The following is a 12,127-nucleotide window of genomic DNA, read 5'->3' as shown; positions in this document are numbered from 1 at the left end:
TCAGGAGAACGGAGGCCGGGCCATGCCGCTCACGGTCGGCGTGATAGGCCCCGAGGACCTGGTCCACAAGGCGGTGGCGGTGGGCGTCGCCAGCCGGTCCGGACAGGCCCGGCTGCTGGCGCTGCCCTACCGCCACGAGGATGAGACGGTGGCCGTCGTCTCCCGCGCGCGCTCCGTCGCGGACGCACTGCTCTTCACCGGAGTCGTCCCGCACAGCCTCGCCGCAGCGGCCGGCCTGCTCGACCGCCCCGCGATGTACGTCCCCTACAACGGTGCCACCCTGTTGCGCGCCCTCGTGGAGTTGCTCCGCCTGGGCCACGACGTCTCCCGCGTCTCCATCGACACCTTGCGCCGCGACGAGGTGCTGGAGACGCTCACCGAGGCCAAGTTGCCGACCGAGCACGTGCAGGTGCTGCCGTACCGGCCCGGTCTCACCTCCGAGGGCCTGGTCGACTTCCACCTCGACGCCCGCGACACCAAGGAGTCGAGGGTTGCGATCACCTGCCTCGGCTCCGCCTTCCAGGTACTGGAGCACCGGACCCACGCCGTACGGCTGGCGCCGTCACGGCACTCGGTCCTCGCCACCCTGCAGGCACTCGTGCTGGCCACCGCCGGGCAGCACAGTGGGGACGCCCAAGTCGCCCTCGGCATCATCGACCTGCCCGGCACCGACCAGCGCCTGGCGGCGGACCTCGCGGTCCTCGGCGGCAGCCTCGCCGACCTGCCGGACGGCAAGCGGCTCGTCGTCACCACCCGCGGTGTCCTCGAGCAGGTGACTGAGCGGTTCACCCGCATCCCGTTCCTCGACGACCTCGCCGCGCGGCACGGCACCGCGCACATCGGGTTCGGGCTCGGACGCACCGCCGCGGAGGCGGAGGCGCTCGCCCGCCGCGCCCTGGGCAAGGCACGGTCGGTGGGTGCCGCGGCGGGAGTCGTCTCGATGACCGACGAAGTCGACATCGTCATCGACCCCGCGACCGGCGACGCGCCGAAGGAGCCTGCCGGGCCCGAGGGCGTGGCCCTGCTCGCCCGCCGTGCGGGCATCAATCCGCAGACTCTCGACCGGCTGCGCGAACTGGCTGTGGCGGGCCCGGGGGAGGGCCTCACCGCACACGTCGTCGCCGAGCACCTGTCCGTGCAGCAGCGCACGGCCCGGCGGATACTCAAGCGGCTCGAACGGGCGGGCGTGGCCGTCCCGACCGGAAGCCGCCAGGAAGGACGGACCGGCCGGCCACCGATCGTCTACCGGGTCCGGCTGTGAACCGTTCCGCGCCGCAGGGACTCCGGTGCCGCCAAGTCCGGCGCCGCCATGGCGGGGGGAGGTTGCGGCCCGGGCCGGAACGCAGCAACCGAAGGAGCTGAACCCGGCGTGAAGATCGCCTCGTTCCACACCCGCGTCGTCCGCGCCCCCTATCTCCGCCCGTTCACGATCAGCAGCGGTACCAGTCCCGAACTCGTCAGTCTCCTCGTCGAGGTGCGCACCACGGACGGGGACTCCGGTTTCGGCGAGGCGTCCCCGATGACCGCGTACACCGGCGAGACCCTCTCCGGGTTGCAGGCCGCCGTCACCGAACACGCGGCGCCCGCCCTCGTCGGCCGCGACCCGCGGGACGTGGCCGGTGCGCATGCGGCCATGGACGCCGCCATCCGGGGGCAGCATCTCGCCAAGGCCGCCCTGGACATCGCCCTCCACGACCTCGCCGCGCGTGTCGCAGGCTGGCCCGCCCACCTGCTCCTCGGTGGCGGTGTCACCAGCCGGGTCCCCACCGCCTGGGTCGTCGGCCTCGGAACTCCTGACGAGATGGCCGCGGAAGCCGCCCGGTACGCGGGGCTCGGCTTCGGCCACATCAAGCTCAAGGGCGGTGCGGACCCTCGCCGCGACGTGGACCTCGTCGCCGCCGTGCGCCGGGCGGTACCCGATTCCGTGGAGCTCTCCCTGGACGCCAACGAGGGCTACGAGCCAGGCGGCGCAGGCCGCGTGGTCGGGCGTCTCGCCGACGCCGGACTCGACCTGATCGAGCAGCCCCTGCCCCGCTGGGACCTCGCCGGGCTCGCCGCCCTGCGGATCCACGGCGGCGTGCGCGTGATGGCCGACGAGTCGCTCCAGTCACTCCACGACGCCCTGGAGCTGGTCCGCCGGGGTGCCGCCGACGTCCTCAACATCAAGATCCTCAAGGTCGGTGGCCTGTACCGGGCTCGCCAGATCGCTGCCCTCGCGGAGGCGGCGGGCCTCGCCGTGAAGATCGGCACGATGCCGGAGCTCGGGGTGGCCACCCTCGCGGCGGCCCATCTGTCCGCGGCCCTGCCGCACGCGTCCGTTCCGCCCGACCTCGTCGGTCCGTTGCTCGTCGACGAGGAGCCGTTCGCGCCCGAAGCCTTCGCCTCCGTGGTGGGCACCGGCCACGTCCAGTTGCCGGACCGACCGGGCTTGGGACACCGGCTGACCCCATTGTGACGACGGGCCGCGCCGGACCGGCCGGGTGGCGGCCCGCGGGGGGGCGGGCCGCGCCGGGGGCTCATCCCAGCGCGCGGCGCAGGGACTCCTCGAAGGCCCCCTCGAACGACTCACGGGTCTCCGTGTCGAGCAGATCCAGCGAGAGGTACGGATTCAGGTCCTCCAATTCGACCAGCAGCAGACGCCCGTCCTCGTCCCGACAGGCGTCCACCCGCTGGATCCCGTAGTCCAGCCCGTTCCACTCGACGAACGCCCGGGCGAAGTCCAGGTCCGCCCCGTTCGTCCGGTAGCGTTCCAGCTCCCAGCGCCGGTCCGGGCGGGGGGCGTGGAGCGCGTACTGGAAGGCGCGGTCGACGAAGTAGAACGACACCTCGTAGCGGAAGCGGATCCGCGGCTGAACGAGGACGCCGTCGAGGTCGACCGCGGCCAGGCCGTCCCCCGTGATGAACTCCAGCCCGGCCGAGTCGGCGCCGAGTACGGGCTTCACCACGTACTCGGCCGCGTCCGGCAGCAGCTGGAGGTCGGCGGCGCGGTCAGCGGTGGGGATCACCGGGTATCCGGCGGCGTACAGCTCCCTCAGATAGCCCTTGCCGGCCATGTCGCCCTTGCCCGTCAGCGGGTTGTAGACCCGTGTGCCCCGGGCGGCCGCCCGGGTCCGGAACGCGTCGTGGGCTTCGCGGTAGTGCATGACGGGTCCGCTGTTGCGGACGACGACCAGGTCGAACGCGTCCATGAGGGTCGCCGCGTCCCGCGGGTGGCACAAGGCGAGCGGGAGACGCTGCCCGAGCCGGGCGGTGAGCCGGATGTCCTCGTCGCAGTAACGGCGCCCGCGTGCCGGGTAGGAGAGGTCGGTCACGTACAGCACCCGACCTTCGCCGCTGATGACATCCATTCCTGTTCCCCTTCCTCGAACGGGCGATTTTCTCGAACGTGTGTCCGCAGATCATCCCCCAGTGTGCGGATCCGGGCGACGCCGGGCCCGTCCGCCCGGCGTCGTCGTTGCCTACGCGGCGACTTCGTCCCACAAGGTGGTGCGGTACGCCCGAACGAGCGCGTCAATGCGGGCGAGGGCGTCGCCGACGGGCAGGGGATCGAGCCGGCGTCCGTCCCGCAGGCGCAGGGCTACCAAGCCGTCGGCGGCCTCCCTGGTCCCGATGACGGCCTGGTAAGGGATCCGCCGGGCGCCCCGGATCCTGGCTGCGAGGGTTCCGCGTTCGGGTCCGGCCACCTCGGCGCGCAGCCCCAGTGCGGTGCACCGGTGGGCGAGCGCCGCGGCGTCGGGCAAGTGCTCGTCCGCGACCGGGAGGACGGCCACCTGGACGGGGGCCAGCCAGGCCGGAAAGGAGCCGCCGTGCCGCTCGATGAGGTGGGCGACGGCCCGCTCCACGCTGCCGATGATGCTCCGGTGAACCATCACCGGCCGGTGTTTCGCCCCGTCCGCCCCGATGTAGCGCAGGTCGAACCGCTCGGGCTGATGGAAGTCGACCTGGACGGTGGACAGGGTGGACTCCCGGCCCGCGACGTCGGCGACCTGCACGTCGATCTTGGGGCCGTAGAAGGCGGCCTCGCCCTCCGCGGCCTCGTACACGATGCCGGAGCGCTCCAGAGCCTCGGTCAGCAGTGCGGTCGACCGCTTCCACAGGCCGGGGCCACTGACGTACTTCCCGCCGGGGCCCGGGAGCGAGAGCCGGTAGCGGGCCGGAGTGATGCCGAGTACCTCGTACGCCCGGACGATCATCTCCAACGCGGCCAGCACCTCCTCGGCGACCTGGTCCGGGGTGCAGAAGACGTGGGCGTCGTTCAGTTGGATGGCCCGCACTCGGGTCAGTCCGCCGAGGGTGCCGGAGAGCTCGGAGCGGTACATGCCGCCGAGCTCCGCCATGCGCAGGGGCAGGTCGCGGTGGCTATGGGGCCGGGAGCGGTAGATCACCGCATGGTGCGGGCAGAGGCTGGGGCGCAGGACGACCTGTTCGGAGCCGAGGTCCATCGGCGGGTACATGTCGTTGCCGTAGTGGGTCCAGTGGCCGGAGGTCTCGTACAACTCGCGCTTGCCGAGCACGGGTGAGTGGACGTGGCGGTAGCCCGCCCGCCGCTCCGCCTCGCGGACGTACTCCTCCAGGGCGTGCCGTACGGCCGCGCCGTCGGGAAGCCAGTAGGGCAGACCCGCGCCGATCAGCGGGTCGGTGTCGAACAGGTCCAGCTCACGGCCGAGCCTGCGGTGGTCGTGGGCTTCGGCGTGGTCGTGGCGCTCGGGCCGGTCGTGCACGGGGACTCCTCGCGGGGTGGGCGGGGCGAGTGGCGGCCTCCCGGCCTCCGGCCGGTGGCACCCCGTGACGAAGCCCCGGGGCACTCGCCCCAGGGCTTCGGATCAGGTCGTCGATCAGCGCGCCGGGACACTCTCCGGCGTCGTCGTCATGGCGGCGCGCTTCATGGCGGTCACGCTACAACGGGTCCGGTGGGCTTGCCGACGCATTTGTTTCGGGGGTGCCCGGGAAGGCGTCGCGGTAGCGGGCGGTGTGCCGGTCCCCGAGCCCGGTGGTCCACGTCGCTCCCGGCTCGTCGGGGAGCGCCCCTCAGATGTGATCCGACCCATAGGAGCCAGGTCACGTCCTAAGGAGGGTCGTAGTGGTCGCAACCTTGAGCAACCGAGAGGAAGCGCAAAGGAAGGTATTTTTCGGACATTGCTCCGTAGTTGGGTAGTACGTCACATCTTTGCGCTGGATTCCGGTCCCCGCTAACCATGGCTGACGTCCTCGGGCGACCGGGCCGCCACGCCTGCCGCCCGGCTTCCCTCCATGACGTCCCCACGGGAGCTCTCATCCGTATGACCGCGTACGCCAAGACCAGCACCAGCCGCATCGCCCGCCTCCGCCGACTGTCGGTGGCCGGCGTCGCCACCGCGGGTGCCGCGGCAGCGGCCCTGACGCTGGCCTCCTCGTCCGCCCACGCCGCCCAGCCGGCGGCCGTGAGTGCCACGGCGGCGAAGGCGGCTGTGGACAAGGCCGACCCCGCGAAGAAGGCCGAGAAGGCCAAGAAGTCCTACCCGGACAACCTCGACGGCTGGATCCGCGAGTCGCTGGACATTATGAAGTCCAAGGGCATCCCGGGCAGTTACGAAGGCCTGCACCGCAACATCATGCGCGAGTCCGGCGGCAATCCGAAGGCCCAGAACAACTGGGACGTCAACGCCCAGAACGGCACGCCGTCCAAGGGTCTGCTCCAGGTCATCAAGCCGACCTTCGAGGCCTACCACGTCAAGGGCACCGCGCACGAGCTGACCGACCCGGTCGCCAACATCACCGCGGCCGCCAACTACGCCGCCGACCGCTACGGTTCCATCGACAACGTCGACTCGGCCTACTGAGCCGTCGCGCAGGGAGCTCGCCGGCGCGGCACGCCACGGCGACGCAAACGCACCGTGGCGGCGCAACAGTTCAAGGGGCCCGCGACGCCCTGCCGGCCGGGTGCTCACGGTGAGTCTCCCGGCGTGCGATCTCGGGTCCCTGGGGCCACGGAAGTGTCCTCCCGCGCCTGAGGTTGCGCCCTTGTGCGGCGGTGGCTTCGCTGGTCAGGGCAGTCTTGCTGGATGGGGTTGAGATGGCCTCGGCTATCCGGGCGCGCCGGAACGCGATGATCACGTTTTCGACGGAGGTGTGAGACCCGACAGCAGGGCGCGGAGCGTGGCTTCGACATCCGCGCGGACCTTCGCCCGGTCGTTCGCGCCGACCACGACGAGCGCCGCCTCACCCACCACCGCATTCATCAGGCGCGCGGTGAGTTCGACCGAGGCGACACGGATCTCCCCGGTGTCGACGGCTCGCTGCAACTCGGCCCTGACCCGTCCGAGGCTGTACTGCTCCTCGATGCGCCGACAGCGCCGCCACCCCAGCGCGGCAGGGCCGTCCTCGATGAGGATGCGGGCCGTCTCGGGCTGGCTCACCTGGTCCAACCACGCGAGACAACCGGTAATCAGCCGCTCGCGGGACGCGCCCTCCGGCATCCCGTCAGCGGCGCGGGCGATCGCGGCTGCGGCCTCTTCCTCGTACACGGCTGCGACCAGGTCCTCGCGGGAGTCGAAGTGGTGATACATGGCGCCCCTGCTGACACCGGCCGCTCCCAGGAGTGCTTCCGTCGTCGTCGCTTCGATGCCCCGGCGGACGAACAGGTCCCGCGCCGCGTCCATGATCTTGCGTCGCGTGATCCGCCTTCGCTCTTCCTGGGTCGCCATGCCTTCACTTTACAGACCGGCTGTCGGTAATTACCATCCGGGTCGGCATTACCGACAAGCAGTCTGTAAATGGAGGAGTGCAATGAGCACTGCTGTGCCTGAGGTCTTCACCCACTACCTGGCGGCCTGGAACGAGCAGGACCCCGACCGCATTCGCGGCCACCTCGACCTCGCCGCGAGCAGGGACGTCCTCTTTGTCGATCCGGCGAACACGACCACGGGTCTCGACCAGCTCGAGGACATGATCCGCGACGCACGCGTGAAGACGCCCGGCGCCACGTACGGCAGGGTCAGCGGGATCGACGGGCACAACCGGCGGTACCGCTACCGCTGGGAGGTGCGCATCGACGGCCGGGTCGCGGTGAGCGGCATGGACGTCACGACCGTCGACGCCTCCGGGCGGATCGAACGCATCGACGGCTTCTTCGGGGACTTTCCGACTGCCGATCCGACGGAGCACTAGTGCCACCCTGTGCGGTGCCGGCTCCACCGGTCGGAACGCTGCAGGGCGATGCGCCATGAGGCTCCAGCCCTGGCAGCGCTGGACTTCGAGCCGTGTCCAGCACTGCGAGAAGGGCCGCAGTCGGCGTCGCGACAGCAGCCGTGCGCCCATCGACTGCGCCAGCTCGCGCTCGGAGACGATCTGTGCGAACCGCGGATACGTCGTCCGCTCCAGCGGCGCCACAACCACACCGCCCATCACATGACCGGCAGCACACTCCTTCGGTCACAGGGCGACTGGCACTGTCCGCAGCCGTGAACTGCGGAGAGCGACCACGTGGCGGTCTCATGCGCATCTCCTTCCAGGCCCCCGCTCGGCCACGCAGCGCGATGTGACGGCCGGCGACCCGCACGAAGCGAACCCGGGCCCGGGGCAGGTGACCCTCGGCGAGCGCCCGCAGACTCCTCGCGGCACACCGCTGCCCCGGCTGTTCCTGCTGCGCAGCCGAGGACCCCGCCCGCGGCGATCGCCGCCTTGGGTTCAAGGGGTCCTCCCGCGTCTCGTGTCCGGGCGGGGCCGGCGGTGCGTCGGCGCAGTTCGGGTTCGGGTTCCGGCTGCGCGGGTGGGGACACCTACCACCACCGCTGGGGCCGCTCCACGGGGCTATCGGGGGGTTGCCCGGGGGGAGGCGCGGGGCACGCAGCCTGCGAGTCGACGGTCGGGCCGTAGGGCCGGAGCACGTCGTCACCGTAGATGTCCTGCAGCCAGTTGACCTGGTAGATGGTGTCGAGGTACCGCTCGCCGAAGTCGGGGGCGATGGCGACCGCGGTGATGTCCCGTGTGTCGTGCTGGGCGAGCCAGCTCATCGCACCGCTGACCACGGTGCCGGTGGACCCGCCGAAGAGGAAGCCCCGTCTGGCCAGCTGGTGGCAGGCGCGGATGGTGTCCACCTCCTCTACGCGCACGACCTCGTCCACGTAGGACTCGTCGAGCAGCGGCGGGCGGATGCTCATGCCCAGGCCAGGGATCATCCGACGCCCCGGGGGACCGCCGAAGCTCACCGAACCCACGCTGTCCAGCGCGACGATGCGTACCGGCCGGTGCCACTCGCGGAACCAGCGGGCGCAGCCCATCAGGGTCCCGGTGGTGCCGGCGCCGACGAACAGCACGTCCAGCTGCGGGAACTGGCGGGCTATCTCGGGTGCCGTCCTGCGGTAGTGCGCCTTCCAGTTGCTCGGGTTGGTGTACTGGCTCAGCCATACGTATCTCCGGTCGGAGGCGCACAGCGCGCGCACGTACTCGATCCGGGCGCCCAGGAAGCTCCCGTTGGCCTCGTGTCCGGCGATGACGTGCACCTGGCTGCCCAGCGCTTCCATCATCAGCCTGGTCGACAGGTTGCAGCGCGAGTCCGTCACACAGAGGAACCGGTAGCCCTTGCTCGCGGCAATCATGGCCAGCGCCACGCCGAGGTTTCCGGACGAGGACTCGACCATGATCGATTCCGGCGTCAGGACTCCGTCCCGTTCTGCCGTCTCCACCATTTCGACCGCGGCTTTCAGCTTGATCGAGCCGGCGAAGTTGAAGCCCTCGCATTTCAGGAACAGCGGGTGCTCGAACACCGTCCGGAGGTCGATGTAGAGCTGCTCCTCGTTGAAGGCGTAGGGAACGGATATGACTGGCACGATGGCCTCCTCATCTGCAGCAGGGCGCTTGCGGAACGTCCGTCCGACCGTGGGGGCGGGCTTCACGCTCTTCGGTGCGAGTCCCTGTGTCCAACCAGGCCAGGCGGGGGAGCCCTGCGTCAGCGACCGCGTCGTCAGGTGTTCTGAACTGCGGCGTCTTGATCGGTCTTCTCTCATCGGTGGGTTGTCCTGTCCGAACCTCCGTTCGTCCGTGTCGGTCGGTGCCGCGGCGCCGGGACAGGCGGGCGGATTCCGCATCCGCTCAGCCGTGCCGGCGCAACTCGTGGAAGAAGTCCTCGACGATCTGCAGACGTTCCGAGCGGGCCGTCTCGTCGTAGACGTACTTGCCGACGGCCAGGTCGAGGACGCCGAGGCCGAAGGGGGAGAAGATCAGGGGACGGTCGGCGGGCGGCGTGGTTCTGCCCGTGATCACGTCGTTGAGGGTGCCGTGGAGGAAGTCGCGGTTGCCCGCCAGCTGTTCGGCCAGGTGGGGGGAGGTGTTGGCCTTGAGACAGTGCTCGACGTCATCGACGATGTTGGTGGCGTCGAGGAGGATTTCCGGCGCGAGGTCACGCAGGGAGATGTGGAGGACGAGCGGATTGTGGGCGAACCACGTCCGCTCGGAGACGTGGGGTTCCGGGGCGACGGTGGCGAAGACGACGAGGTCGCTCACGCGGATGAGTTCTTCGGCGCTGTCGTGGACGGTGACCCGTCCGGCGGTGCCGGATTGTTCGAGGTAGCAGCGGAATCCGGCGGCGCTGTCGGGCGAGAGGTCGTGGACTCCGATGTCGTCGAAGGACCAGCCGGTGGCGGTGAGATAGGTGTGGATGTAGCGGGCGATGAGACCGGTGCCGAAGAATCCGACACGGGTGGGGCGTCGGCGGTTGCGGCTGAGACGGTCGGCGGCGAGGGCGGCTGAAGCGGCGGTCCTGGTCGCGCTGATGATGGAGCTTTCCAGACAGGCGAAGGGGTAGCCGGTGTCGTGGTCGTTGAGGATCAGCACGGCGGAGGCGCGGGGGATTCCGGCGCCGACGTTGCGTGGGAAGCTGGAGATCCACTTGATGCCGTCGACGTGGTTGTCTCCGCCGAGCGAGGCGGGGAGGGCGATGATGCGGTCGGTCGGTCGGTCGGGGAAGCGCAGGAAGTAGGACGGTGGGTTGACGGAGCTGCCGGCGCCGTGGAGGCGGTAGGTCGCTTCGACGAGTTCCAGGACCTGCTTCTCCCGGCCGGCGAGTGCCCGTTGGACCTGGGCACCCGAGATGACGGCGAAGGACGGCACGTGCTGCGGTCGGGCCAGGGGGTGCTGCCAGGTGCTGGGCGTGGTCGTCGCGGTGCGGGTGGCTGTGGTGGGGTGGGCGGTCATCGGGGGCTCACCTCGTTGTGGTCGGTGGTGACTTCGACGGTGGGTGAGCAGTCGGTGAGGTGGACGGGGTCGGCGAGGGCGACGAGGACGGTGCGGTCGCCTTCGTAGGGTTCGCGGCTGTGGGCGGTGCGGATGTTGTCGACGAGCATGAGGTCGCCGTTCTGCCAGGGTTCGCGTCGGGTGTGGTCCTGGTAGATGCGGTTGAGCAGGTCGACGGTGTCTCGGGTGAGGGGGTCGCCGTTGCCGTACCGGGTGTTGAAGGGCAGGCCGTCGGAGCCGTAGACGTCGGTGAGGTATTCGTGGACTTCCTCGGCCATGGTCCATTCGTTGAGGAAGGCGATCTGGTTGAACCAGCAGCGTTGTCTGGTGGTGGGGTGGTGGATGACGGCGCTGCGGCGTTGTCGGGTGCGCAGGGTGGCGTCGTCCTGCCAGTGGTGGGCGATGGCGTTGGTGCGGCAGTATTCCTCGACGTGGGCGTGGTCGTCGGTGCCGAAGGCGTCGGCGATGGAGGCGCCGATCTCGTCGTTGTAGGAGCGGGTCAGTAGCCAGCCCTCGCGTTCGAAGCGCTGGACGATGTCGCTGGGCAGGGCCTCCAGGACGGCGGCTGCGTCGGCGATGGCGGTGGCTCCGCCGCTGGTGGGGGCCTGGAGGCAGGCGAACATCATCAGCCCGGGGAACTGAAGGGTGTAGCTGAGCTCGTGGTGCATGCACATCGGCTGGTTCGCCGGCCACGCGGAGGAGGAGTAGACGCCGTCGGCGTACTTCTCCCGGGCCGCGAACGCCTCCCGCTCGGTCATCAGCTCGTCGGCCAGCCGGGTGAAGACCGCCCCCGCCTGCGCCGGGTCGGACAGCCCCAGACCGCGCACGAGCACCGATCCGTGCTCCCTGACCAGAGCGCGCAACGCCTCCCGGCACTCCGCCGCCCAACTCGACGCGTCACCGGGAGTCTGCACCCGCAGCATCGGTGGCTTACCGGGCTGCAGATCCAGATCGAGCAAGGACGCCGGGGATGAGGACGACATCTCGTGTTCCTTTCGGTTGTGCTGACCGGCAAGCGGTCACGCCTCGCGAGCCGGCCGTTCGGCGGCGTGCAGCACGGCCTTGGCCGCCTCGGCCGGACGGGTACGCAGGAAGTAGTGGCCCCCGTCGGGGAGTTCGTGGAGGTGGACACGTTCGGCCAGGAGTTCCCAGTCGCCGTGCCGGTTGCGGAATTCCGCGGTGATCGGGTCGTCCGCGGCGACGACCACGGTGATGGGCACCGGCAGTCTCACCGCAGGTGGTTCTTCGAGCACGCCGACGAAGTAGCGGTGTGCGGACACGCAGTCGTGCCGGTACGCGGCGCCGACGCGCTCGGCGTGTTGTGGCTCCAGCTCCGCGAGGCCGGTGTACCCACTGTCCCCACTCAGCGCCGCGGTGATGTCGGCGTCCCCGCGCGAGGTCAATTCGCCGACCGCGGCGCGTCGTTCAGCGGCATCACCGAGGAGCTGCGCGGCGAGGAAGACGTGTTCGACGACGATCCCCTGCTCCAGCAGCTTCCTCGCCGTCGCCACCGCGGGAGCCGTGCCCGAGGAGTGGCCCCACAGCAGGACCCGGGTCAGGCCGAGCCGGGAGATTTCCGCGACGACCTCCTCCACGATCTGCTCGGTCGAGGCGAACGGTTCGCTCTCCGCGGTCACGTCGTGACCGGGCAGCTCGACGGCGTAGACCGCGGGACCGCCGGCCTGGAGCGCTTTGGCCAGGGGCTGGAAGTTGACCGCGTTGCCACCGGCGTAGGGGAAGCACACCAGCGCCGTGGTCCGGGCTTCCTCGCCCGGCTCGGACAGTGGTTGCAACAGTCCTCCGGTCTGCTGACGGGACCTGTTGTCGATGAGTTGGGCGAGGTCGGTGAGGTGGGGGTGGCGGGTGACGTCTTTGAGGGAGATGGCGCGGTCGAGGGTGATGGCGAGTTTGACGGCGG

Annotated in this window: 11 protein-coding genes; 4 read left to right on the top strand and 7 right to left on the bottom strand. The window is 70.3% G+C overall.

Annotated features, from left to right (window positions below):
* The first annotated feature begins 22 nt into the window (after positions 1-22).
* Both ACFXOM_RS00055 and ACFXOM_RS00050 read left to right on the top strand, forming a co-directional pair.
* Entirely contained in the window at positions 23-1,261 is a 1,239-nt protein-coding gene (locus tag ACFXOM_RS00055) for a hypothetical protein (RefSeq protein WP_385036637.1), read from the top strand.
* A gap of 108 nt (positions 1,262-1,369) precedes the next feature.
* The gene (locus tag ACFXOM_RS00050) at positions 1,370-2,455 is read left to right on the top strand and encodes a mandelate racemase/muconate lactonizing enzyme family protein (RefSeq protein ID WP_384942982.1); all 1,086 of its coding nucleotides are present in this window, start codon (positions 1,370-1,372) and stop codon (positions 2,453-2,455) included.
* A gap of 61 nt (positions 2,456-2,516) precedes the next feature.
* On the opposite strand, the gene ACFXOM_RS00045 is transcribed toward ACFXOM_RS00050, so the two are convergent.
* Together ACFXOM_RS00045 and thrS are read right to left on the bottom strand one after the other, a co-directional pair.
* Positions 2,517-3,347, bottom strand: coding sequence for a hypothetical protein (locus ACFXOM_RS00045; RefSeq protein ID WP_384942984.1), 831 nt, complete (start codon positions 3,345-3,347; stop codon positions 2,517-2,519).
* 111 nt (positions 3,348-3,458) lie between these two features.
* The gene (gene thrS / locus ACFXOM_RS00040; RefSeq protein ID WP_385036635.1) at positions 3,459-4,721 is read right to left on the bottom strand and encodes a threonine--tRNA ligase; all 1,263 of its coding nucleotides are present in this window, start codon (positions 4,719-4,721) and stop codon (positions 3,459-3,461) included.
* A 558-nt stretch (positions 4,722-5,279) separates the two neighbouring features.
* On the opposite strand from thrS, the gene ACFXOM_RS00035 reads away from it, so the two are divergent.
* A complete protein-coding gene (locus ACFXOM_RS00035) occupies positions 5,280-5,819 on the top strand; it encodes a transglycosylase SLT domain-containing protein (protein WP_384942997.1) in 540 nt (179 codons plus the stop codon).
* A 270-nt stretch (positions 5,820-6,089) separates the two neighbouring features.
* Here the strand turns inward: ACFXOM_RS00035 and ACFXOM_RS00030 are convergent, their stop codons facing one another.
* Complete coding sequence (locus tag ACFXOM_RS00030; protein ID WP_384942987.1) at positions 6,090-6,683, bottom strand: TetR/AcrR family transcriptional regulator; 594 nt, start codon at positions 6,681-6,683, stop codon at positions 6,090-6,092.
* A gap of 82 nt (positions 6,684-6,765) precedes the next feature.
* Here ACFXOM_RS00030 and ACFXOM_RS00025 point away from each other — a divergent pair, with 82 nt between their 5' ends.
* On the top strand, positions 6,766-7,146 hold the full coding sequence (locus ACFXOM_RS00025) for a nuclear transport factor 2 family protein (protein WP_384942989.1): 381 nt from the start codon (positions 6,766-6,768) through the stop codon (positions 7,144-7,146).
* Between the two features lie 611 nt (positions 7,147-7,757).
* On the opposite strand, the gene sbnA is transcribed toward ACFXOM_RS00025, so the two are convergent.
* The 4 genes from sbnA to ACFXOM_RS00005 form a co-directional block, all read right to left on the bottom strand.
* Positions 7,758-8,807, bottom strand: a complete 1,050-nt coding sequence (sbnA, locus tag ACFXOM_RS00020) for a 2,3-diaminopropionate biosynthesis protein SbnA (protein WP_384942991.1) — start codon at positions 8,805-8,807, stop codon at positions 7,758-7,760.
* Between the two features lie 262 nt (positions 8,808-9,069).
* The gene (gene sbnB / locus ACFXOM_RS00015; protein WP_385036633.1) at positions 9,070-10,170 is read right to left on the bottom strand and encodes a 2,3-diaminopropionate biosynthesis protein SbnB; all 1,101 of its coding nucleotides are present in this window, start codon (positions 10,168-10,170) and stop codon (positions 9,070-9,072) included.
* Positions 10,167-11,192 carry a TauD/TfdA family dioxygenase gene (locus tag ACFXOM_RS00010; protein WP_385036631.1) on the bottom strand — a complete coding sequence of 342 codons (1,026 nt, stop codon included), beginning with the start codon at positions 11,190-11,192 and terminating at the stop codon, positions 10,167-10,169. Before ACFXOM_RS00010 ends, sbnB begins: the two co-directional genes overlap by 4 nt.
* Before the next feature lie 36 nt (positions 11,193-11,228).
* On the bottom strand, positions 11,229-12,127 hold an 899-nt coding region (locus tag ACFXOM_RS00005; RefSeq protein ID WP_385036629.1), incomplete at its 5' end, for a thioesterase II family protein.

The organism is Streptomyces sp. NPDC059169 (assembly GCF_042755225.1).
In the GTDB taxonomy this organism is placed as follows: Bacteria; Actinomycetota; Actinomycetes; order Streptomycetales; family Streptomycetaceae; genus Streptomyces.
This window is presented reverse-complemented; position numbering and strand designations above follow the sequence as displayed.

Bases quoted from the DNA above. Each gene is read 5' to 3' on its own strand.
- ACFXOM_RS00045 (WP_384942984.1), bottom strand. From the start codon at position 3,347: ATGGATGTCATCAGCGGCGAAGGTCGGGTGCTGTACGTGACCGACCTC.
- ACFXOM_RS00055 (WP_385036637.1), top strand. From the start codon at position 23: ATGCCGCTCACGGTCGGCGTGATAGGCCCCGAGGACCTGGTCCACAAG.
- ACFXOM_RS00025 (WP_384942989.1), top strand. From the start codon at position 6,766: ATGAGCACTGCTGTGCCTGAGGTCTTCACCCACTACCTGGCGGCCTGG.
- ACFXOM_RS00030 (WP_384942987.1), bottom strand. From the start codon at position 6,683: ATGGCGACCCAGGAAGAGCGAAGGCGGATCACGCGACGCAAGATCATG.
- sbnB (WP_385036633.1), bottom strand. From the start codon at position 10,170: ATGACCGCCCACCCCACCACAGCCACCCGCACCGCGACGACCACGCCC.
- ACFXOM_RS00010 (WP_385036631.1), bottom strand. From the start codon at position 11,192: ATGTCGTCCTCATCCCCGGCGTCCTTGCTCGATCTGGATCTGCAGCCC.
- ACFXOM_RS00035 (WP_384942997.1), top strand. From the start codon at position 5,280: ATGACCGCGTACGCCAAGACCAGCACCAGCCGCATCGCCCGCCTCCGC.